General features: G+C 70.5%; 18 protein-coding genes. 14 read left to right on the top strand and 4 right to left on the bottom strand.

Annotated features, from left to right (window positions below; genetic code table 11):
• The first annotated feature begins 71 nt into the window (after positions 1-71).
• From E1182_RS00180 to E1182_RS00170, 3 genes are read left to right on the top strand one after another with little or no spacing between them, the layout of a single operon-like run.
• Complete coding sequence (locus E1182_RS00180; protein ID WP_132260453.1) at positions 72-1,331, top strand: aspartate aminotransferase family protein; 1,260 nt, start codon at positions 72-74, stop codon at positions 1,329-1,331.
• Positions 1,328-4,171 (top strand): FAD-binding and (Fe-S)-binding domain-containing protein, encoded by a 2,844-nt coding sequence (locus E1182_RS00175; RefSeq protein WP_132260450.1) that lies wholly within the window; start codon positions 1,328-1,330, stop codon positions 4,169-4,171. Before E1182_RS00180 ends, E1182_RS00175 begins: the two co-directional genes overlap by 4 nt.
• Entirely contained in the window at positions 4,168-5,643 is a 1,476-nt protein-coding gene (locus E1182_RS00170) for an NAD-dependent succinate-semialdehyde dehydrogenase (RefSeq protein WP_243705937.1), read from the top strand. The genes E1182_RS00175 and E1182_RS00170 overlap by 4 nt, the downstream gene beginning before the upstream one ends.
• A gap of 159 nt (positions 5,644-5,802) precedes the next feature.
• Here E1182_RS00170 and E1182_RS00165 read toward each other — a convergent pair whose 3' ends face one another.
• Positions 5,803-6,552, bottom strand: a complete 750-nt coding sequence (locus E1182_RS00165) for an IclR family transcriptional regulator (RefSeq protein ID WP_207921188.1) — start codon at positions 6,550-6,552, stop codon at positions 5,803-5,805.
• A 239-nt stretch (positions 6,553-6,791) separates the two neighbouring features.
• Between E1182_RS00165 and solA the strand changes: the two genes are divergently transcribed.
• From solA to E1182_RS00110, 11 genes are all read left to right on the top strand, one after another.
• Complete coding sequence (solA, locus tag E1182_RS00160; RefSeq protein WP_132260448.1) at positions 6,792-7,922, top strand: N-methyl-L-tryptophan oxidase; 1,131 nt, start codon at positions 6,792-6,794, stop codon at positions 7,920-7,922.
• Between the two features lie 50 nt (positions 7,923-7,972).
• On the top strand, positions 7,973-8,962 hold the full coding sequence (locus E1182_RS00155) for a succinylglutamate desuccinylase/aspartoacylase family protein (protein WP_207921187.1): 990 nt from the start codon (positions 7,973-7,975) through the stop codon (positions 8,960-8,962).
• A 33-nt stretch (positions 8,963-8,995) separates the two neighbouring features.
• Entirely contained in the window at positions 8,996-10,087 is a 1,092-nt protein-coding gene (locus tag E1182_RS00150; RefSeq protein WP_132260444.1) for an ABC transporter substrate-binding protein, read from the top strand.
• Positions 10,080-11,210, top strand: a complete 1,131-nt coding sequence (locus E1182_RS00145; RefSeq protein WP_165942450.1) for an ABC transporter ATP-binding protein — start codon at positions 10,080-10,082, stop codon at positions 11,208-11,210. The genes E1182_RS00150 and E1182_RS00145 overlap by 8 nt, the downstream gene beginning before the upstream one ends.
• A 5-nt stretch (positions 11,211-11,215) precedes the next feature.
• On the top strand, positions 11,216-12,112 hold the full coding sequence (locus E1182_RS00140) for an ABC transporter permease (protein WP_132260441.1): 897 nt from the start codon (positions 11,216-11,218) through the stop codon (positions 12,110-12,112).
• Positions 12,109-12,975 (top strand): ABC transporter permease, encoded by an 867-nt coding sequence (locus E1182_RS00135; RefSeq protein ID WP_132260439.1) that lies wholly within the window; start codon positions 12,109-12,111, stop codon positions 12,973-12,975. The genes E1182_RS00140 and E1182_RS00135 overlap by 4 nt, the downstream gene beginning before the upstream one ends.
• Positions 12,972-14,348, top strand: coding sequence for an aminotransferase class III-fold pyridoxal phosphate-dependent enzyme (locus tag E1182_RS00130; protein WP_132260436.1), 1,377 nt, complete (start codon positions 12,972-12,974; stop codon positions 14,346-14,348). Before E1182_RS00135 ends, E1182_RS00130 begins: the two co-directional genes overlap by 4 nt.
• Positions 14,345-15,310: a succinylglutamate desuccinylase/aspartoacylase family protein gene (locus tag E1182_RS00125; protein WP_132260433.1), complete on the top strand. Its 966-nt coding sequence runs from the start codon at positions 14,345-14,347 to the stop codon at positions 15,308-15,310. The genes E1182_RS00130 and E1182_RS00125 overlap by 4 nt, the downstream gene beginning before the upstream one ends.
• Complete coding sequence (locus tag E1182_RS00120; protein WP_165942449.1) at positions 15,307-16,794, top strand: aldehyde dehydrogenase; 1,488 nt, start codon at positions 15,307-15,309, stop codon at positions 16,792-16,794. The genes E1182_RS00125 and E1182_RS00120 overlap by 4 nt, the downstream gene beginning before the upstream one ends.
• Positions 16,795-16,877: 83 nt before the next feature.
• Entirely contained in the window at positions 16,878-17,543 is a 666-nt protein-coding gene (locus E1182_RS00115; protein ID WP_132260430.1) for a haloacid dehalogenase type II, read from the top strand.
• A gap of 14 nt (positions 17,544-17,557) precedes the next feature.
• Positions 17,558-18,841 carry an FAD-binding oxidoreductase gene (locus E1182_RS00110; protein WP_132260428.1) on the top strand — a complete coding sequence of 428 codons (1,284 nt, stop codon included), beginning with the start codon at positions 17,558-17,560 and terminating at the stop codon, positions 18,839-18,841.
• Between the two features lie 37 nt (positions 18,842-18,878).
• Here the strand turns inward: E1182_RS00110 and E1182_RS00105 are convergent, their stop codons facing one another.
• Genes E1182_RS00105 through E1182_RS00095 form a run of 3 tightly spaced genes read right to left on the bottom strand, consistent with a single transcriptional unit; the run spans position 18,879 to position 21,246 of the window.
• Positions 18,879-19,460 carry a hypothetical protein gene (locus tag E1182_RS00105; protein WP_132260425.1) on the bottom strand — a complete coding sequence of 194 codons (582 nt, stop codon included), beginning with the start codon at positions 19,458-19,460 and terminating at the stop codon, positions 18,879-18,881.
• Entirely contained in the window at positions 19,457-20,293 is an 837-nt protein-coding gene (locus tag E1182_RS00100; RefSeq protein ID WP_132260423.1) for a carbohydrate ABC transporter permease, read from the bottom strand. The genes E1182_RS00105 and E1182_RS00100 overlap by 4 nt, the downstream gene beginning before the upstream one ends.
• Positions 20,290-21,246, bottom strand: coding sequence for a carbohydrate ABC transporter permease (locus tag E1182_RS00095; protein ID WP_132260421.1), 957 nt, complete (start codon positions 21,244-21,246; stop codon positions 20,290-20,292). The genes E1182_RS00100 and E1182_RS00095 overlap by 4 nt, the downstream gene beginning before the upstream one ends.

Here is a 21,246-nt window from a genome sequence, read left to right as displayed (position 1 = left end):
TGTGCCTTGTTCCGCGTTCCGACGGCTGCGACGGTCAGTGACGACCTCGCTGCGCGAAACGGGAGATGATCATGACAGAGCTGTCGCCGCACCTACGGCAGGCGACCCCGGTGGTCGCGGTCCGTGGGGAGGGCGTGTACCTGTACGGCGAGGATGGGCGCCGCTTCCTCGACTTCACCGCCGGCATCGGGGTGACCAGCACCGGGCACTGCCACCCGCGGGTGGTACAGGCCGCCCAGGAGCAGGTCGCGACCCTGATCCACGGCCAGTACACCACCGTTCTGCACCAGCCGCTGCGGCGCCTCGTCGCGAAGCTCGGCGAGGTCCTGCCCGCAGAGCTGGACAGCCTGTTCTTCACCAACTCCGGCAGCGAGGCGGTCGAGGCGGCCATGCGGTTGGCCCGCCAGGCCACCGGCCGGCCGAACATCCTGGTCTGCCATGGCGGTTTCCACGGCCGCACCGTCGCCGCCGCCTCGATGACCACCTCCGGAACGCGGTTCCGGTCCGGCTTCTCGCCGCTGATGAGCGGGGTGGTCGTCACCCCGTTCCCGACCGCGTTCCGCTACGGCTGGGACGAGGAGACGGCGACCCGGTTCGCACTGCGGGAACTGGACTACGTCCTGCAGACGATCTCCGCGCCCAACGACACCGCGGCCGTCATCGTCGAGCCGGTGCTGGGCGAGGGCGGGTACGTTCCGGCCACCGAGGGCTTCCTACGCGGGCTGCGGGAGCGGGCCGATCGGCACGGCTTCCTGCTCATTCTCGACGAGGTGCAGACCGGTGTCGGCCGGACCGGGCGGTTCTGGGGCCACGAGCACTTCGACGTCGTACCGGACATCCTGGTCACCGCCAAGGGCCTGGCCAGCGGCTTTCCGCTCTCCGGCATCGCCGCGCCGGAGCGGCTGATGCGCCTGGCGTGGCCGGGGTCGCAGGGCGGGACGTACGGCGCGAACGCGGTGGCGTGCGCGGCCGCGGTGGCGACCCTCGACGTGGTACGCGACGAGGGTCTGGTGGCCAACGCGGAGGTGATGGGCAAGCGGCTGCGCGCCGGGCTGGAGGCGGTGGCGGCCGGCAACCCCCGGATCGGGGACGTGCGGGGCCTGGGCCTGATGCAGGCGTGCGAATTCGTCACCGAGGAGGGGGAGCCCGACCCGGAGGCCGCCGCCCGGGTGCAGCGGGCCGCCGTCGACGAGGGCCTGCTGTTGCTGCTGTGTGGGGCGTGGAACCACATCGTCCGCATGATCCCGGCCCTGGTGGTCGACGAGGAGGCGATCGACGAGGGACTGCGGGCCTGGACGGCGGCGGTCGCCGCCGGTGCGCCGACGCCATGAGCACGGAACTGCTGCGCCGGCTGGCCCGGGTCGCCGCCGACCTGCCGGTGGAGACCGACGCGGGCCGGCTGGCGCAGTACTCCTACGACGCGTCCAACTACCGGGTGCCGCCACGTGCGGTGGCGTTTCCGCGCTCCGTGGACCAGGTCCGTGCCCTGCTGGGGGTCTGCCGGGAACTGGGCATCCCGGTAACCGCCCGCGGGGGCGGCACGAGCATGGCGGGCAACGCCGTCGGCCCCGGTGTGGTCATCGACTTCTCCCGGCACATGAACCGGATCATCTCCATCGATCCGGTCGCCCGCACCGCGGTGGTCGAGCCGGGCGTGGTCCTCGACGACCTGCGCGCGGCGGCGGACCGTTTCGGTCTCACCTTCGGCCCCGACCCGTCCTCACACAGCCGCTGCACCCTCGGGGGCATGATCGGCAATGACGCGTGCGGGAACCGGTCGGTGCGCCACGGCCGCACCAGTGCGCACGTCGAGGCGCTGGAGATCATCACCGGGGACAGCCTGCACGCGATCGCCGACCCGACCGGGCTGCGGGCGGTCGCCGGGGCCGACGAACCGCACGCCGCCCGGGTCGCGGCCGAACTGCGTCGCCTGGTCACCGACCACCTCGGGTTGATCCGTACCGAGCTGGGCCGCCTGCCACGGCAGGTCTCCGGCTACCAGTTGCAGCATCTGCTGCCCGAGCACGGCTTCCACCTGGCCCGCGCCCTGGTCGGCACCGAGGGCACCTGCGCGGTCGTGGTCAGGGCGACCGTACGCCTGGTGCCGACCGCGGCCGCCGCCACGCTGCTGGCACTGGGCTACGACGACGTGGTCGACGCCGCCGAGGACGTGCCGGAGATCCTCGCCTTCTCGCCCAGCGCGGTGGAGGGCCTGGACGAGGCCATCGTCGCCACCATGCGCCAGCGCCGCGGCGCCGACTCGGTCACCGGCCTACCCGACGGCCGGGCCTGGCTCTACGTCGAGCTCGACGGCGACGACGAGCGGGAGGTGGCGTCCCGGGCGGAGGAGTTGCTCACCACGCTGCGGTCGCGCGGACGCCTCGTCGCCGGTCGGGTGGTGGCCGACGGTGGCGAGCGCCGTTCGCTGTGGCGGGTCCGCGAGGACGGCGCCGGTCTGGCGGCACGGCTGCTCGACGGCGGCGAGTCGTGGGCCGGCTGGGAGGACGCCGCGGTCGCCCCACAGCAGCTCGCCGGATACCTGCGCGACTTCCGCGCGCTCCTGGCCGAGCACGAGCTGACCGGTGTGCTGTACGGGCACTTCGGCGCCGGCTGCGTGCACGTACGGATCAACTTCGACCAGGCGACGCCGGCCGGACGCGCGACGATGCGCCGGTTCCTGCACGCCGCCGCGCGCCTGGTGACGAGACACCAGGGCACGCTGTCCGGGGAGCACGGCGACGGTCGTGCCCGCAGCGAACTGCTCGGCATCATGTACAGCCAGCCGATGCTGGCGGCGTTCAGCGACTTCAAACGGATCCTCGACCCGGACGGGGTGCTCAACCCCGGCGTGATCGTCGCACCCGCGCCGATCGACGCCGACCTGGCTGTCGTCCCCGCGCCCCGGCTGCGCACCGCGTTCACGTACCCGCACGACACCGAGGGCCTCGCCGGATCGGTACGGCGCTGCATCGGGGTGGGCCGCTGCCGCAGTGACGCCGGGGGAGTGATGTGCCCCAGCTTCCGGGTGACCGGTGACGAACGCGACTCCACCCGTGGGCGGGCGCGGGTGCTGCAGGAGATGCTGCGCGGCGGGACGGTGGCCGACGGGTGGCGCTCCACCGCGGTTCGCGACGCTCTCGACCTCTGCCTCGCCTGCAAGGCGTGTGCGACCGACTGCCCCACCGGCGTGGACATGGCGACCTACAAGGCCGAGTTCCTGCACCACCACTACCGCGGGCGGATCAGGCCCCGGTCGCACTACTCGCTGGGTTGGCTGCCGCTGACCGCGTGGGTCGCCACCGCCGCGGCGCGACCGGTCAACGCGATGCTGCGCGGCCCGCTCGGCCGGCTGCTCGCCCGCGTCGGTGGGGTCGCCCCGCAGCGGGCGGTCCCGGCCTTCGCGCCCCGGCGGGCGCTTGGCGCGCACCTGCGCGGCCTCGCCAGCGACAGCCCCGCCGCGGTGCTCTTCGTCGACACCTTCACCCGGGCGTTCCGGCCGCAGGTGGCCGCCGCCACCGGCCGGGTGCTCACCACCGCCGGTGTACCGGTCGCGCCCCGTAGCGGGTTGTGTTGCGGGCTGACCTGGGTCAGCACCGGCCAGCTCGGCGTCGCCCGCCGGGTCATGGCGCGTACGGTGGCGCACCTCGACCGGGGACCGGAGGCGGACCTGCCGATCGTGGTGCCGGAGCCGAGCTGCGCGGCGGCGCTGCGCCGGGACGTGCCGGAACTGCTCGGCACGGACGCGGCGCGGCGTGTCGCGGCCCGGGTCCACACGGTGACCGGCGCGTTGAACCGTCTCGCGGCGCCGGATTGGCGACCGTCCGGGCTGCCGGAGCGGGTGCTGCTGCAGACGCACTGCCACGAGTACGCGGAGTTTCGCGCCGACCGGCCGGCCGAGCTGCTGCGCCGTCTCGGCGTAGCCGACGTCGTCGAGGCGGACGGCTGCTGCGGACTGGCCGGGAACTTCGGGTTCGAGGCCGAGCACTACGCCACCTCGATGGCGGTGGCCGGGCTGTCGCTGCGCCCCCGCCTGGAAGCGCTGCCCGATCACGGCGCCAGTGTCGTCGCCGACGGGTTCAGCTGCGCCACCCAGGTGGCCCACCTCGCCACCGGGACACGACACGCCGTCCACCTCACCGAACTACTCGACCCCTCAGGAGGAGCGTTGTGACCACGCTGATCACCCTGCCCGACACCGGCGACGTGGTCTCCACGGTGCCCAAGCGGCTGTTCATCGCCGGCGCGTGGGTCGACGCCCTCGCCGGCGACACCCTGCCGGTGGAGGATCCGGCCACCGGCGAGGTGCTGTGCCACGTCGCCGACGGCCGCGCCGAGGACGGGCAGCGGGCCGTGGCCGCCGCCGTCGCGGCGCAGGCCGAGTGGGCCCGGACCGCCCCGCGTGCCCGCAGCGAGATCCTGCGGCGCGCGTACGAGATCGTGCTGTCGCGCACCGACGAACTCGCCCGGTTGATGACCCTGGAGATGGGCAAGCCGCTGGCCGAGGCGCGCGGCGAGGTCGCCTACGCCGCGGAGTTCCTGCGCTGGTTCTCAGAGGAGGCGGTGCGCGTCGAGGGTGGGTTCGCCACGCTGCCGGACGGGCGCAACCGGATGGTGTTGATGCGCCAACCGGTCGGCCCCTGTCTGCTGATCACCCCGTGGAACTTCCCGCTGGCCATGGGGGCCCGCAAGATCGGCCCGGCGGTCGCCGCCGGCTGCACGATGGTGCTCAAGCCGGCTCCGCAGACCCCGCTGTCGAGCCTGGCCCTCGCCGAGATCCTCGCCGAGGCGGGACTGCCGGCGGGGGTGCTCAACGTCGTCCCCACCTCGCGGGCCGGCGAGGTGGTCGAACCGCTGCTGCGTGGCGGTCAGATCCGCAAGCTGTCGTTCACCGGATCGACCCAGGTGGGGCGGATCCTGCTGGCCCAGTGTGCGGAGAAGGTGGTCCGTCCCTCGATGGAGTTGGGCGGCAACGCCCCGTTCATCGTCTTCGACGACGCTGATCTCGACACCGCGGTGGCGGGCGCGATGGTGGCGAAGATGCGCAACATGGGTGAGGCGTGCACGGCCGCCAACCGCTTCTTCGTGCACCGCAGTGTCGCCGACGAGTTCGCCGCGAGGCTCGCCGAGCGGATGGGCGCGCTGGTCGTCGGCCCGGGCACGCAGCCGGGCGTCGACGTCGGCCCGCTCATCGACCGGACCGGTCGGGGCAAGGTCGAGGAGCTCGTCGCCGACGCGGTGGCCCGTGGGGCCCGGGTGCTCGTCGGCGGTGTGGTGCCGGACGGCCCCGGCTACTTCTATCCGCCGACGGTGCTGGCAGGGGTGGCCGATGACAGCCAACTGCTGCGGACCGAGATTTTCGGGCCGGTCGCGGCGATCCTCACCTTCGATGACGAGGACGACATCGTCCGCGCCGCCAACGACACCGAGTGGGGCCTGGTCGGGTACGTCTTCACCCGCGATCTCGACCGCGCGCTGCGCGTCAGCGAACGGTTGGAGGTCGGCATGGTCGGCCTGAACACCGGCCTGGTGTCCAACCCGGCGGCCCCGTTCGGCGGGGTCAAGCAGTCCGGGCTCGGCCGGGAGGGCGGGCGCGTCGGCATCGACGAGTTCCTCGAGTACAAGTACGTCGCCGTGCCGGTCTGATTCGACGAGGCCCTGGCGGACCGAGGTCGGTCCGCCAGGGCCTTTCGACGCGGAGGTTGGTGGCCGTCGCCCGACCTGCCGGGGATCAGGAGCACCTCGAACATCACGCTCCCTCCGCTGTCCGGTCGGAAGCGCTCGTGGGCTCGTCTGGCCGATCCGCTACCCGCCGTGCCGGATGCTGATCTCGTCGGCTGTGGCGGCGACCAGGCGTCCCCACTCGGACAGCCGATCGTCGTCGAACCGGGAGTCGGGCATGGAGATCGCGACCGCGGCCAGGGGTGTTCCCGACCGGTCGAGGATGGGGGCGGCGATGGCGCACACGTCGGGCCGGAACTGGTTGCGGTTGACGGCGTAGCCGGCCTGCCGGACGTGGTCGAGCGCGACCCGTAGCTGGGCCGGCTCGGTGAAGGTGGACGCGCCGTAGTGGTGGAGGCTGCCAGTAACCACCTCGTTGATGTCGTCGGCTGAGAAGTGCGCGAGGACGGCGTGGCCGACCGCCGTGGTGTGCAGCGGCGAGGTTTCGCCGATCTGGTAGAAGGTCCGTACCGTCTGGGTGGAGTCGACCCGGTCGACGACCACCATGCACTCCAGCCCGTCGGGCACCGACAGGTGGATGGTCTCGTCGACGGCGTCGCGGAGCCGGAGCATGGGCTCGCGCGCGGCTGCGAAGAGGCTGGACCCCTGGAACGCGGCCGGCCGGACGGCGAGCACCCGTGCGCCGATTTCCCACCGTGTGCGGTCGCCGCGGCTGGCCCGCAGCCAGCCCGCCTCGCTGAGCGTGATCAGCGTCCGCTGCATCGTCGACTTGGGTAGGTCGAACAGCTTGGCCAGCTCGCTGACGCTCACCGGCTGGTGCTGCGCCACCGCCTCCAGAACGCGCAGGCTGCGGATCACGCTCTTCATCTCCATCTTCGCTCTCCCGTAACTTTCGTGTTTCCCGAGGTTGGAGGGCTTGACAGCTGTTCGCAACCGGTGCCAGGCTGTGTGCCACAACATAGCACGCCGTGCCGCATAGTGGAATACCCCCCAGGCGGAACGACCGGGCGCAGACCCCTCAGAACACCCTTCGGACGCAGACCGGCGACCGGGTGCTCGGCGAGAGGCACTACCAATCAGCTTTCACCGCTCCAACGGCGGGAGGAATCTACGTGGCTACCAGAAAACGGGTCGCCGTCGTCGGTGTCGGCACCATGGGGGCGCAGGCAATGTGGCGCCTCGCCGCGCGCGGCGCCGAGGTCGTCGGCTTCGAGCGGTTCGCGCCGGGGCACGACCGCAGCGCCGCCGGTGGCGAGACCCGGGTGTTCCGCAGCGCGCAGTTCGAGGACGTGCGCTATGTCCCGCTGATCAAGCACGCCGACACGCTCTGGCGCGAACTGCAACACGAAACCGGCCGGGAACTGCGGCGCCTCACCGGCTGCCTGCTGATGGGACCCGCCGAGCATCACCAGATGCGCACCGCGCTGGACTCGATCACCGAACACGGCCTCGACCACGAGGTGCTGGACGCCGTCGAACTGGCTCGGCGGTTCCCCCAGTACCGCATCGCAGACGGCGACGTGGCCGTGCTCGACCGCAACGCCGGCTTCATCCGGCCCGAGCTGACCGTGCTGAGCGCGGCGAACCGAGCCGAACAGCTCGGCGCGCGGATCCACCGCTACACCACCGTTCGCAAGATTGTGCCGGTCGGACGGGGCGTCGAGATCCACACCGACGCCGGGACCGAGCACGTCGACACGGTCGTGGTCACCGTCGGCCCGTGGGTCAACGACCTGCTGCCGGACCTGGACTGGAAGGTCGAGATCAAGCGGCTGGTCAACGCCTGGTTCGTCTGCGACACCGACGGCTGGTTCGACGCGGCGCCGGCTTTCATCCGCACCGGGCCCACGCACTGCTACGGGCTGCCCTCGCACGACAGGATCTCCATCAAGCTCGGCCTCTCCCAGGCCCTGCACCGCCCCGTCGACGACCCGAACGCTCTCGACCGGGTGGTGCAGCCGCAGGAGCTGGAAATCTTCCGCGAGCAGGTCCGGCGGTACCTGCCCAACCTGCACCCCGACCCGATCCGGCTGTCGGTGTTCATGGAGGGCTACACGGCAAGTAGCCGCCCGCTGGTCGGTCCACTGCCGGACAGCGACTCGGTCATCCTGCTGGCCGGCTTCTCCGGTCACGGTTTCAAGCTGGCGCCCGCCTTCGGCGACATCGCGGCCGATCTCGCTCTGGACGGCGGGACCCGGCACCCGATCGACTTCCTCTCCACCGTCGGGCGAGGGGCGGCATGAACCAGCCCGAACACCCCACCAGCCGTGGTTCGAACCAGAGGGAGTGTGACATGACCTTGACCGTCGGCCCGCTCGTTGCCGAAGCCGGAAGCAAGATCCGGGGCGTCATCGACGCGGACCTCGGCACCATCACCGTGCGGATTCCGGTGACCCTGATCCACGGCACGCGGCCCGGGCCGAGGGTGGTCATCACCGGCGGGGTTCACGGCGGCGAGTTCGTCGGCGTCGACGCCACCACCCGGCTGGCCGGACTTCTCGACCCCGCCGAGGTGCGTGGCCAGGTGATCATCTGTCCCGTTGCGAACCCCCCGGCCGTCTACCAGGGGCGGCTCAACGTGTCGCCGGTGGACGGCGTGAACATCAACCGGGTGTTCCCCGGAGATCCGGACGGAAGCCCGACCGAGCGGATTGCCGCGTGGCTGTTCGAGAACCTGATCTCGGGCGCCGACGCCTACGCCGACCTGCACAGCGGCGGCATCGACCAGACGCTGTGCGACTTCGTCGGCTACCGCCTCACGGGCGACCCGGACCTCGACGCCAAGGCCCGCGGAATGGCCCACGCCGTAGGTTACGAGTACGTCATCTTCGGCACCGACCCCTCAGGGGGTAACAGTCACGCCGCCGCGGCCCGCCAGGGCATCCCCGCCGTGCTGATCGAGACCGGCCAGCTCGGGCAGCGTGACGAGGCCGCCGTGGAGAAGCTGCTCGGTGCCCTGAACCGGCTGCTGCACCAGCTCGATGTGGTGGCGGTGCCGCCGGCCGGAGGACCGCGGAGCACCTTCGCCCCCGAGTGGGTCTGGGTCGGGTTCGTGGAGTCACCGGCAGCAGGCCTCTGGTACCCGGACTTCACCCGGGGCAGTGACGTCTCCTCGGGACAGAGCATCGGTCGGGTCATCGATCCGGTCGACGGTAGCGAGCACAAGGTCGTCGCGCCGGTGGCGGGCCGAATCATCTACGGCATGCAGGGGCTGACCGTGCGTCAGGGGGCCCACCTGGCGGAGATTGCCGCCCCGTTCACGCCGCCGTCCAGCACCGCCTGAAACCCAGTTACCAAGACTCCAGGAGGCAGATAAATGGAACACCGCTTCGGACGCCGCGCGCTCCTGCGTGGAGCCGGTGGCCTCGCCGCCGCCGCCGTCCTACCCTCACTGGCCGCGTGCGGCACCGGCACCAGCCGGGCCACGACCGGCGGCGGCAGCAAGACGGTGATCGTCCGCAACAGTGGCGGGGCGTACGGGGAAGCCCTCCAGAAGGGGATCTACACCCCGTTCAGCAAGGAGACCGGCATCGAGGTCAAGGTGGTCAACCTGTCGGGCACCCAGAGTTTGGCCCAGATGAAGCAGGGCAGGCCGCAGTTCGACCTCATGGACAACTCGATGTCCCAGTTCTCCAGGTGGATTCCGGAAAACGTGCTGGAGCCGCTGGACTACGACCGGATCAGCAGCTTCAAGAGCGCCAAGCTGCCGGAGAACATGGTCAAGGAGTACGCCGTCGGCAAGTCCTACTACGCCACCGTCATGGCGTACAGCACCGAGGCCTTCGGCAACAAGGCGCCCGGCACCTGGGCGGACTTCTGGGACGCCGGCGGCTTCGCCGGCAACCGCTCGATGGGCAACCCGGACGCGGACATCCCGGAGTTGGAGTTCGCGCTGCTGGCCGACGGTGTCCCGATGGACAAGCTGTACCCCCTCGACGTGGATCGCGCCTTCAAGGCGATGGACCGGATCAGGCCGCACATCAAGAAGTACTGGGACACCGGGAACCTCCCCGGCGTGCTGCTCAGCCGCCGGGAGGTGGCGCTCTCCACCGTCTGGCACGGCCGGCTCGACCAGCTGATCGCAGGCGGAGCGCCGCTGGCCTACCAGCTCTCCGGCGGTCGCCGCCAGGCCCAGGGATACGCCATCCCCAAGGGCGCCGCCAACCTCGACGCCGCCTACCAGCTGATCGACTTCACGCTGCGCCCCGAGGTGCAGGCCGGCATCGCCAAGTTCTACCCGGCGAACCCGGCCGTTGCGGCGGCCTACGACAGGCTCACCGCCGAGGAGCGCGCGAATCTGCCCGGCTCCCCGGAGTTTTTCGACAAGGGCTTCGACGTGGACATCGACTGGTGGCTGAAGAACGAGTCGGCCATCTCCAAGCGCTGGCGGGAGTGGGCTCGTGACTGACCTCGGTGTAGCCACACCGACCGTGGCGGGGGCCGGCGACAAGCCGGCCGCCGCGACCGGCAAATCGCTGTCGGTGGTGGCCCTGCGCAAGACATACGGCCAGATGGTCGCCGTCGAGGACGCCTCGATGGAGATCGCGGCCGGCGAGTTCGTCACCTTCCTCGGCTCGTCGGGCTCGGGGAAGACGACCACGCTGATGATGATCGCTGGCTTCGTGGAGCCCGACTCCGGCACCATCACGGTGGGTGGCCGCGACGTCACGAGACTGGACCCGCAGAAGCGCAACCTCGGCTTCGTCTTCCAGCAGTACCTGCTGTTTCCGCACATGACGGTCGCGGAGAACATCGCCTTCCCGCTCCAGCTGCGGGGAGTGCCGAAGGACGAGATCCGCCGGCGGGTCTTCGAGACCCTGGACCTGGTGGGGCTCTCCGGCTTCGGTAACCGCAAGCCGCGGCAGCTCTCCGGCGGCCAGCAGCAGCGGGTCGCGCTGTGCCGGGCGTTGGTCTACCGGCCGCCGGTCATCCTGATGGACGAGCCGCTCGGGGCGCTGGACAAGAAGCTGCGCGACCAGCTCCAGACCGAGATCAAGAACATCCAGCGCGAGCTGGGTCTCACCGTCATCTACGTCACCCACGACCAGGAGGAGGCGCTGGTGCTCTCCGATCGGATCGCGGTGATGCGGGACGGGCGGATCGACCAGTTGGGCACCCCGCGGGAGCTGTTCGAGCGGCCCCGTACCCCGTTCGTCGCGGACTTCCTCGGCGCCGCGAACTTCCTGTCCGGCCGCGTCGAGCACCACACCGACGAGCACACCCTGGTCCGCCTGGACACCGGCGGACTGCTGCGGGCCCGGCAGCACGCGCTGGCCAAGGGTGCCCGGGTCTCCGTGGCGGTGCAGCCCGGCCGGCTGGACGTGTGCGCGCCGGCGGACGCGTTCTGTTCCGGCACCGTGCAGTCGGTGACCTACGTCGGCACCCTGGTCCGGGTGGTGGTCAACGCCGGGGCCAACTGCTCGGTACGCCTGGAGGTGTCGGCCCGCAGTGCCCCCGAGGTGGGCGGCCAGGTCGGGATCACCGCCGACCCCGACAACATCAACCTGTTCGCCGTCGAATCGGACGGGTGAGAGCCATGTCGGTTTCCACGCTCGCGCTGCCCGCGGCCCGGATCCGGGCCGCGCTGGCCAGCCGCCGGACCCGTTACGGGCTGCTCACCGCGCTCCCGGTCGTGCTCTACCTGCTGGTCCTGTTCGTCTACCCGATCCTGGGCACCCTGCTGCTCAGCCTCAAGGACGAGCAGGGCGGGTTCACGCTGCACTGGTACGCCGACACGCTGACCGGCATCAACCTCAGTGTGCTGGTGACGACGTTGCGGATCTCGGCCGAGACCTCGTTGCTGAGCGTGGTGCTCGGTTTCCTGCTGGCGTACGCGGTGTCGCGGATGCGTCCCCTGTTCGCGGCCCTGGCGATGGTGCTCGTGGTGGCGCCGCACTTCGTCAGCGCGCTGGTCCGCACGTACGGCTGGATCATCCTGCTCGGCGACTACGGGGTGCTCAACGAGGCGATGCAGGCCGTACACCTGCCGGGTGCGCCCTACCAGCTGCTCTACAACGAGATCGGCGTCGTCATCGGCACCACGTACGTGATGCTGCCCTACACCGTGCTGCTGCTGTACGGCGTGATGCGGGGTGTCGACCGGCGGCTGCTCGCCGCGGCGGCCAGCATGGGAGCCGGCCGGCTGGTCATCTTCCGCCGGATCTACCTGCCGCTGGTCGCGCCCGGCCTGGCCAGCGCGGGACTGCTCAGCTTCATCCTCTCCCTCGGCTACTACGTCACCCCGAGGCTGATGGGTGGCCCCAACCAGACGATGATCGCCTCCCTCATCGAGCAGCAGGTGACGAAGGACTACCGGTGGAACGGGGCGGCCGCGCAGGGCGTCGTCCTGCTGCTGATCACCTTCGCCGGGCTGCTGCTGCTCAAGGTCGTCGGTTCCCTCGGTGCCAGCGCGAAGCAGAGGAGCAATTCATGATCGGGCTGCGCAGTACCCGGACCGGGCGGCTGGCGCTGACCGTCGGCGCCACCGTGATGCTGCTCTACCTGGCGCTGCCGTTGGTCGTCATCGTCGTCACCTCGTTCGGTGACAACGCCTTCGGCTCCTTCCCGCCGGACTCGTGGACGCTGCAGTGGTACCAGGTCCTGGTCGCCGACGGCAGCAAGTGGCCGGCCGCCCTCTCGCTGAGCGCGCTCATCGCCGCACTGACCACCGTGTTCTCGCTCACCCTGGGCGTTACCGCGGCGATCGCCCTGACCCGCAGCGAACTGCCGCTGCGATCGGCGGTCTACGCCCTGGTGCTGGGGCCGCTGATCATCCCGCAGGTCGTCATCGCCCTCGGCCTGTTCTTGCTCTTCGAGCCCGCGGCCATGCTCGGCAGCCCGATCGCGATCGCCCTCGGGCACACCGTGCTGGCCGCGCCGATCGCGGTGCTGATCCTGGTGGCGACGCTGCGCGGGATCGACGAGCGGTTGGAGGACGCGGCGGCGAGCATGGGCGCCGGGCGGCTGACGGTGGCCCGGCGGATCACCTTCCCGCTCGCGGCCCCGGGAATGATCGCCGCCGCGGTCTTCTCCTTCATCACCAGCTTCGACGAGTTCTTCATCGCCCAGTTTCTCGCCTCGGGCGATACCGTGACCCTGCCGGTGCAGGTGTTCAACTCCCTGACCTTCGACATCGATCCCAGCGTGACCGCGATCAGCGCGCTGCTCATCGCCGCGGCGTTGCTCGCCCTGATGCTGGTGGCCCTGGTGCGCTGGCTCGGCTCCGGACGGAAGGGCTCGCTGCTGTCGGCGGAGGCGACGGCCGGAATCGTCAGTCAGGGACGTGACGCCGGATGAGTGCCGTCGGACAGCCGCGTCGCCTGCTGCTCAACATGACCGCGAACGGCGCGGTCGGCGAGGACCTCTTCGTCGTGCGCCGCGGCGAGGGAGCACACGTCGAGGACATCGACGGGAAGCGGTACATCGACGGGCTCTCCGGGCTGTACTGCAACCAGCTCGGCTACACCTACGCCGGTGAGTTCGCCGAGGCGGCGAGTCGGCAGTTGACCGAGTTGAGCTACAGCCCGCTCTGGTTGGGCTCGGCGCATCCCACGGCGGTCGAACTGGCCGAGCGCCTGGCGGCGTTCGCCCCGGACGGTGTCGAGCAGACCTTCTTCTCCAGTGGCGGCGCCGAGGCGGTGGAGACCGCGTGGAAGCTGGCCCGCAAATACCACGCCGTGCGCGGTGAGCCGAAGCGGATCAAGGCCATCGCGCGGCGCGGCGCCTACCACGGGCTCACCCTCGGTGCGCTGTCGTTGAACGATGACCCGGGCCTCACCGAACCGTTCGGTGTGCCGGCGATCCGGACCCGGTTCGTCCCGAACACCAACCGTTACCATGCCCCACCGTTCGCCACCGACGTCGAGTTCACCTCCTACCTGCTGGCGGAGACGGAGGCGGCGATCCTGGAGGAAGGCCCGGAGACGATCGCGATGCTGATCGCCGAGCCGGTGCAGAACCGGGGCGGCTGCCTCACCCCACCTGACGGCTACTGGCCCGGGCTGCGGAGCCTCGCCGACAGGTACGGCTTCCTGCTCGTCGCCGACGAGGTGATCACCGGGTTCGGGCGGCTGGGGGAGTGGTTCGGCGGCGATCGCTACGGCGCCCGCCCGGACATGATCACCGTGGCCAAGGGGCTGACCGCCGGCTACGCACCGATGGGCGCGACGATGGTCGGCCAGCGGGTCGCCGACGTGTTGCACAAGCCGGGGATCGTCCTGAACCACGGCTTCACCTTCAGCGGGCATCCGCTCTGCGCCGCGATCGCGCTTCGTGCCATCGAAATCATGGAACGCGACCGGATCCTGGACAACGTGCGCGACAACCAGGACCGCCTGGCGAAGCGCACGGCCACGCTGGCGGGCCTGCCGATCGTCGGCGACGTGCGGGGCGACGGTTTCTTCTACGCCATCGAACTGACCGGCGACGCCGAGGGGGGCCGCTTCTCGGCGGCGCTGCGCGACGCGTTGATCCGTGACCTCATCCCGCGCCGGATGCGTGAGGCCGGCCTGCTCGCCCGGGTCTACGACCGGGCCGAGCCGCTGCTGCAGATCGCCCCACCGCTGATCAGCACACCGGAACTACTCGACCGCATCGTCGAGATCATCGGCAACACGCTCGACGAGGCGTCGTCCTGGCTTACTACCTCCTCCCGATTGGAAGCGCGATGACCACCACCCCCTACACCATCGGCCCGCTGAGCTGCGCCCCCGGTGAGCGCGCCGAAGGTCTGATCCCGGTCGGCACCAGCAGCTACGGCGTCGAGCTGGGCATCCCGCTGCTGGTGGTCAACGGCGCCACCCCCGGCCCGGTCCTCTGTGTGGACGCCGGCGTGCACGGCGACGAGTACGACGGCCAGGAAACCGTACGCCGCATCGTGGCCGAGACCGACCCGGAGAGCCTGCGCGGCACCCTGGTCGGCATCCCCTGCATGAACACCGCCGCCTTCGAGGCCGCCAGCCGGGTCAGCGGCCTGGACCACGCGAACCTCAACCGCATCTTCCCCGGCGACGCCGACGGCTCGTACTCCCTGCGGCTGGCCGCCACCTTCGTCGCCCAGGTGGTTCCGGCGATCGACGCTCTGATCGATCTGCACACCGGCGGCACGTACGGGGAGATCGCCCCGCTGACCATCGTCCAGGGTGGTTTCGAGGAACTGGCCATGCCGATCGGACTCGCCGCCGGGCACCAGCTCATCTGGAAGGGCGGCAAGTGGGGCGGCACAGTCCGGCACCCCGCGCTGGCCGCCGGTAAGCCAGCGATCACCATCGAGGTCGGCGGCGCCACCTACCGGGAGGCGCACGTCGAGGCGCACGCCGACAGCGTCCGCAACATCATGCGTCAGCTCGGTATGATCGACGGCGAGGTCGCGCTCCGGGAGACCTACACCGAGGTGAGCGGCACCTTCGCCCGCGCGACCGCCGGCGGCTTCTTCCTGGACCACGTCGCGCCCGGCGACGAGTGCAAGGCGGGCGACCTGCTCGCCACCATCGTCGACCACTACGGCCACACCGTCGAAGAGGTCCGCGCGCCGCAGGACGGCATCGTGCTGTGGCAGCGGCGGATCCGCACGGTACGCCCCGGCGACGAAGTGGTGATCTTCGGCCAGGTGCACGGAGAGATCCGGCCATGAGCGACCGGTTGTCCGAGGACGTCAACGACGTGGCCGGCGGCGTGGTCTGGGACCTGCTCATCGACGGCAAGCGGGTGCCCGCAGGCGACGGGGCGACGTTCACCGTGCTGGACCCCGCCCGCGGCACACCGATCGCCGATGTCAGCCAGGGCGGTGCCGCCGACATCGACCGCGCGGTCGAGGCCGCCAGGGCGGCGCTGCACGCGCCCGAGTGGACCGGCATGCGGGCGGCCGACCGGGGCCGGCTGCTGTACCGCGTCGCCGAGCAGATCCGCCGGCAGGGCGAGAGCCTGGCCCTGTTGGAGAGCCAGGACGTCGGTAAGCCGCTGCGGCAGGCGAAGGCCGACGTCGAGGCGGCGGCCCGGTACTTCGAGTTCTACGCCGGCATCGCCGACAAGCTCGGCGGCAGCACCATCCCGCTCGGCCCCGGGTTGCTCGACTACACCGTCCGGGAACCGATCGGCGTGTCGGGGCAGATCATCCCGTTCAACTATCCGTTGCAGAACACCTCGCGCGGGGCCGCGCCGGCCCTCGCCGCGGGGTGCACGGTGGTGCTCAAGCCCTCGCCGGAGGCGCCGCTGACGCCGCTGGAGATCGGTCGCATCGCGCTGGAGTGCGGGCTGCCGCCGGGGGTGCTCAACGTGGTGCCCGGTGGCGCCGACGCCGGTGCTGCGCTCGCCGCCCACCCCGGCATCAACCAGGTCACCTTCACCGGTTCGGTGGCCACCGGTATCAGGGTGGCCCAGGCGGCGGCGGCCAACGTCGTACCGTCCGTGGTGGAGCTCGGCGGCAAGTCACCCACCATCGTCTTCGCCGACGCGGACTTCGACCTGGCCGTGGCCGGGATCATCGGCTCGTCGTTCAGCAACGCCGGTCAGATGTGCTCGGCCGGCACCCGACTGCTGGTGCAGCGCGGCGCCGAGGGTTTCCTCGACCGGCTGGTCGCCGCGGTGGCCGCGCTCCGCCTCGGTCCCGGGCTGTCCGACCCGGACGTCGGGCCGCTGGTGTCGGCGCGGCAGCGGGACCGGGTCGAGGCGTACCTGCGGCTGGCGCGCGAAGAGGGGGCGACGGCGCGGGTCGGCGGAGGCCGGCCCGCGGATCCCGGTCTCGCGGACGGTTACTTCATTGAACCGACCGTGCTCACCGGGCTCACCAACGACGCCCGCACCGTCCGGGAGGAGATCTTCGGGCCGGTGGTGACGGTGCTGGAGTTCGACGACGCCGACGAGGCCGTCGAGATCGCCAACGACAGCCCGTTCGGTCTGTCCAGCTACGTCTGGACGCGGGATCTGGACAACGCGATGCGCCTCGCGCACGGCATCCAGGCCGGTCAGGTCTACGTCAACGCGGTCGGCGTCGGCACCGGCGTCGAGCTGCCGTTCGGCGGCTACAAGCACAGCGGCTGGGGCCGGGAGAAGGGGCTGGCGGCCCTGGACAGCTACACCCAGCTGAAGAACGTCTGCGTCGGTTTCGGGCGGCGGTGACCCATGCGGATCCGTCCCACTCGGCGCCGGTACCGACTCCACCGACTTGTACTGACCCAACGGAAAGAAAGGTAGAACCCACCATGCGCGAGATAGTCACCTTCGACGCCTACGCCACTCTGATCAACTTCCAGCTCGGCCCCACCACGCTGGAGGTGCTGGCCGACCGGCTCGACCTGGACGGCCTCGACGTGGACGAGTTCCTCGACGACTTCCGGGTCATGCGTTTCCAGGCCGTGCTGGAGGAGTACCGCGGCTACGACGAGGTGCTGCACTCCAGCCTGGAGAAGGCCATGCGGCTGCACGGTCTGCCGTACCGCACCTCGGACGGCGACGCGCTGGTCGCCGCGGTGCCCACGTTCGGGCCGTTCCCCGAGGTCCCGGACGCGCTGCGCGCGTTGAAGAGCCGCTACGAGATCGCGATCATCTCGAACACCGACGACGACCTGATCAAGCAGAACGTGGCGAACATCGGCGTCGAGTTCGACTACGTGATCACCGCCCAGCAGGCCAAGGCGTACAAGCCGGACCGGCAGACCTTCCTGCACGCCTACGAGACGATGGGCGTGGAACCCGCCCAGGTCATCCACGTCGCGCAGGGCTGGGAGTACGACCTCATCCCCACCCGTGACCTCGGCCTGCGTCGTCGCGTCTGGATCAACCGGTACGGCCGCCGCGGCAGCAGCGACTACCAGCCGTACGACGAGCTGCCCAACCTGTCCGGCCTGCCGGCTCTGCTCGGCTGCTGATTTCGGAGCGCACCATGAAACAGGTCCCCTACTGGCTAGACACCGCCCCACGGTTCCCCGACCGCTCGGGCGAACCACTGCCCGACCGGGCCGACATCGTCGTGATCGGCGGCGGCATCACCGGGCTGTCCACCGCGTTGCACTGCGCCCGGAAGGGGGCCACGGTCGTGTTGCTGGAGAAGGACCGGATCGGTTCCGGCGCCTCCGGCCGCAACGGCAGCATGTGCACCCAGGGCCTCACCATCAAGGTCGGCGAGGCCCGGAAGCGGTACGGGCAGGCGCGCGCCCGCGAGCTCTACGACGCCTTCCGCACCGCGGTCGACGTCGTCGAGGAGTTGACGCACACCGAGAAGATCGACTGTGACTTCGTCCGTTCCGGGCGGCTCGGTGTGGCGTACAAGCCCGCACACTTCGAGGCGCAGAAGGCGGCCCACGCCGACCTGGCCCGCAACTTCGGCCACGAGACGGTGCTCATCAGCAAGAGCGAACTCCGCTCCGAACTGGGCTCCGACTACTACCACGGTGCCCTGCTCGACCCGCTCAGCGCCGGGCTGCACGTCGGCAAGTTCCTGCACGGCCTGGCCGAGGCGGTCGAGCGGGCCGGGGCGCGGATCCACGAACGCAACGCCGCCACCGGCGTGCGCCGCCTCCCCGGCGGTGGGTTCGACGTGGACACCTGGCACGGCACGGTCCGCGCCAAGCAGGTCATGGTCGCCACCGACGCGTACACCGACAAGTCGTTCCCCTGGCTGCGCAACCGGCTGATCTGCGTGGGCAGCTTCATCATCGTCACCGAACCGCTCGGGGATGAGCTCGCCCGCGAGATCATTCCGAAGGCCCGGCTGGTGGTCGACACGAAGAACATCGGTCACTACATCCGGCTGACTCCGGACAACCGGCTCGCCTTCGGCGGACGGGCCCGGTTCGCGCCGTCGGATCCGGCGTCCGACCGTAAGAGTGGCGCCGTCCTCAAGCGGGAGATGGCGGAGATCTTCCCCCAGCTCGCCAACGTCCGCGTCGACTACGTGTGGGGCGGCAGCGTCGGCTTCAGCTACGACCGCATCCCGCACGCGGGGGAGAACGACGGGCTGTACTACTCGATGGGGTACTGCGGCCACGGCGTGCAGATGGCCACCTACATGGGGCAGCGGATGGCCGAGATGATGGACGGACATGCGGAGGCGAACCCGCTGCGTGGCCTCGGATTCCCGAAGGTGCCGGTGCCGTTCTACAACGGCACCGCGTGGTTCCTGCCGTTCGCCGGCGCCTACTACCGGGCCAAGGACAAGCTCGGCTGACCACTGCGCCGGAGCCGCAGCCCGCCGCGCCCCCGGGTCACACGGGGGCGCGGCGCAGGGCCGGGTCTGCCCGGCGACTGTGGCGGCGTTCCACCGCCACGGCCGCCATGAGCAGGCAGCCGAGCATCGGCACCACGAGTGGCAGCAGTTGCCAGGTGACGACGACCAGCACGCCGAGCGCCATGATCAGCAGCAGCGAACCGGACGGGTCGCCGGTGACGGTGCGGCGGGCGGCGTGGCGTACCAACTGCCACCACGAGGCACCTGGCGACCAGGCGGCCGCGGCGCGGAGGACGACCACCGACAGCGCCGCGGCGGCGAGGACGCAGCCGGCGGCGACGACGGCGCCGCCGGGCACCCCGGCGCGGAGGATGAGCACGTCGCCGGCGAGGATCGCGTACCCGGCCGCGACGCCGAGCGACAGCGGAAGACTGCCCGAAAACGCCGCGCCGACGCGGGTGAAGAACGCGCGGATGGCGGTGGTCTCGCCGTCGACGTGCGCCCGGATGTGCGCGCAGCCGGCCGCCAGCGCCGGCAGCAGCGTGACGACCGGCAGGATCGCCAGCGCGACCAGTAGACCGGCCGTCAGGCACTCCGCGAAGAGCGTGAACCGTCTCATCCCTTGAGGCCCGACGTGGAGACACCCTCGACGAGGAAGCGCTGGAAGAACAGGAAGAACAGGATCACGGGTACCAGCGCGAGCGTCGACATCGCCATCAGCGCGCCGAAGTTCGAACCGGCGGTTTCGTCGATGAAGAGTTGCAGCGCCAACGGCAGCGGATACTTCTCCGGCGAGCTGAGGTAGATGAGCGGGCCGAAGAAGTCGTTCCAGGTCCAGATGAACGTGAAGATCGCCGTGGTGATGATGGCGGGGCGGGACAGCGGCAGCAGGATGTTCCAGAACACCGCCCAGTGGCCGGCTCCGTCGATCTTCGCGGACTCGTCCAACTCGTACGGGATGTTCCGCATGAACTGCACCATGAGGAAGATGAAGAACGCCTCGGTGGCGAGGAACTTCCCGAGCAGCAGCGGCGCGTACGTGTCGACGAGGCCGAGCTTCTGGAAGACCACGTACTGCGGGATGATCAGCACGTGGAAGGGCAGCAGCAGGGTGGCGATCATGAGGGCGAACATGAGCCCGCGCCCCCGGAACCGCAGCCGGGCGAACGCGTACGCGGCCAGCGCCGAGGACGCCACCGTGCCCACGACCGACAGCACCGCCAGGACCGTCGAGTTCCAGAAGAACCGTGAGACGCTGATGCCGGCGATGCCCTCCATCGCCCGGTCGTAGTTGGCCGTCGTGACTCGGGTGGGCAGCAGTTGGAGACTGCCGATGATGTCCTCGGTGGGCTTGAAGGTCGCCGCCAGCACCCAGAGGATCGGGTAGAGCACGATGGCGAGCAACGCGATGGCGCCGGCGTGCCAGGCCACGGTCGACAGTCTGGGTCTCATCGTTTGTCCCCCGAGTAGTACACCCAGCCGCGCGCGGTGCGGAAGAGGAAGAGCGTGACCAGCCCGACGCCGGCCAGCAGCATCCACGCCATGGCCGAGGCGTAGCCCATCCGGTAGTCGCCGAAGCCGCGGTCGAAGAGGTAGATGGTGTAGAACAGCGTCGTGCCGGCCGGTTGGCCGTTGGGTCCCCCGACGATGTACGCGGACGTGAAGACCTGGAACGAGTTGATGGTCTCTAGCAGCAGGTTGAAGAAGATCACCGGGGAGATCATCGGCAGCGTGATGGACCGGAACCGCCGCCACCTGCCGGCCCCGTCCACCTCGGCCGCCTCGTACAGCTCCTTGGGCACCTGCTTGAGCCCGGCGAGGAAGATCACCATCGGTGCGCCGAGCTGCCAGGCGGCCAGCAGCACCAGCATGAGCAGGGAGAAGTCGGGGTTGCCGGCCCAGCCTCCGGTGTGGATGCCGACCGTGCGCAACAGCCGGTCGACCACGGCGTCGTCGCTGAACATCGCCTTCCAGACGATCGCCAGACTGACGCTCGCGCCGATCAGGGAGGGACCGTAGAACGCCGCCCGGTAGAAGGCCCGCCCACGTCGTTCGTTGTTGAGCAGGACGGCGACCGCCAGCGCGCAGGCCAGCTTGATCGGTACGGCCAGGGCCACGTACAGCGCGGTGACGCGCACCGACTTGAGCCACCGGGCGTCGTCGAACATCCGCTGGTAGTTGTCGAGGCCGACCCACTGCGGAGAGTTGAAGAGGTCGTAGTCGGTGAACGACAGGTACAGCGAGGTCACCATCGGGCCGAGGGTCAGCAGCAGGATCCCGATGAGCCACGGCGAGAGGAAGAGGTAACCCGCCAGGCCGTCGCCGGACCGGCGGGCCCGCTTGCGCGGGCCCGCCGGTCTGGCGCTGCCGGCGTCGGTGCGCCGGTTGGACGTGATCGTTGTCAT

The sequence above is a fragment of the Micromonospora sp. KC721 genome, assembly GCF_004348355.1.
Lineage (GTDB): Bacteria > Actinomycetota > Actinomycetes > Mycobacteriales > Micromonosporaceae > Micromonospora.
Note: the sequence above shows the minus strand (reverse complement) of the source record. Positions and strands in the feature narration are given on the sequence as shown.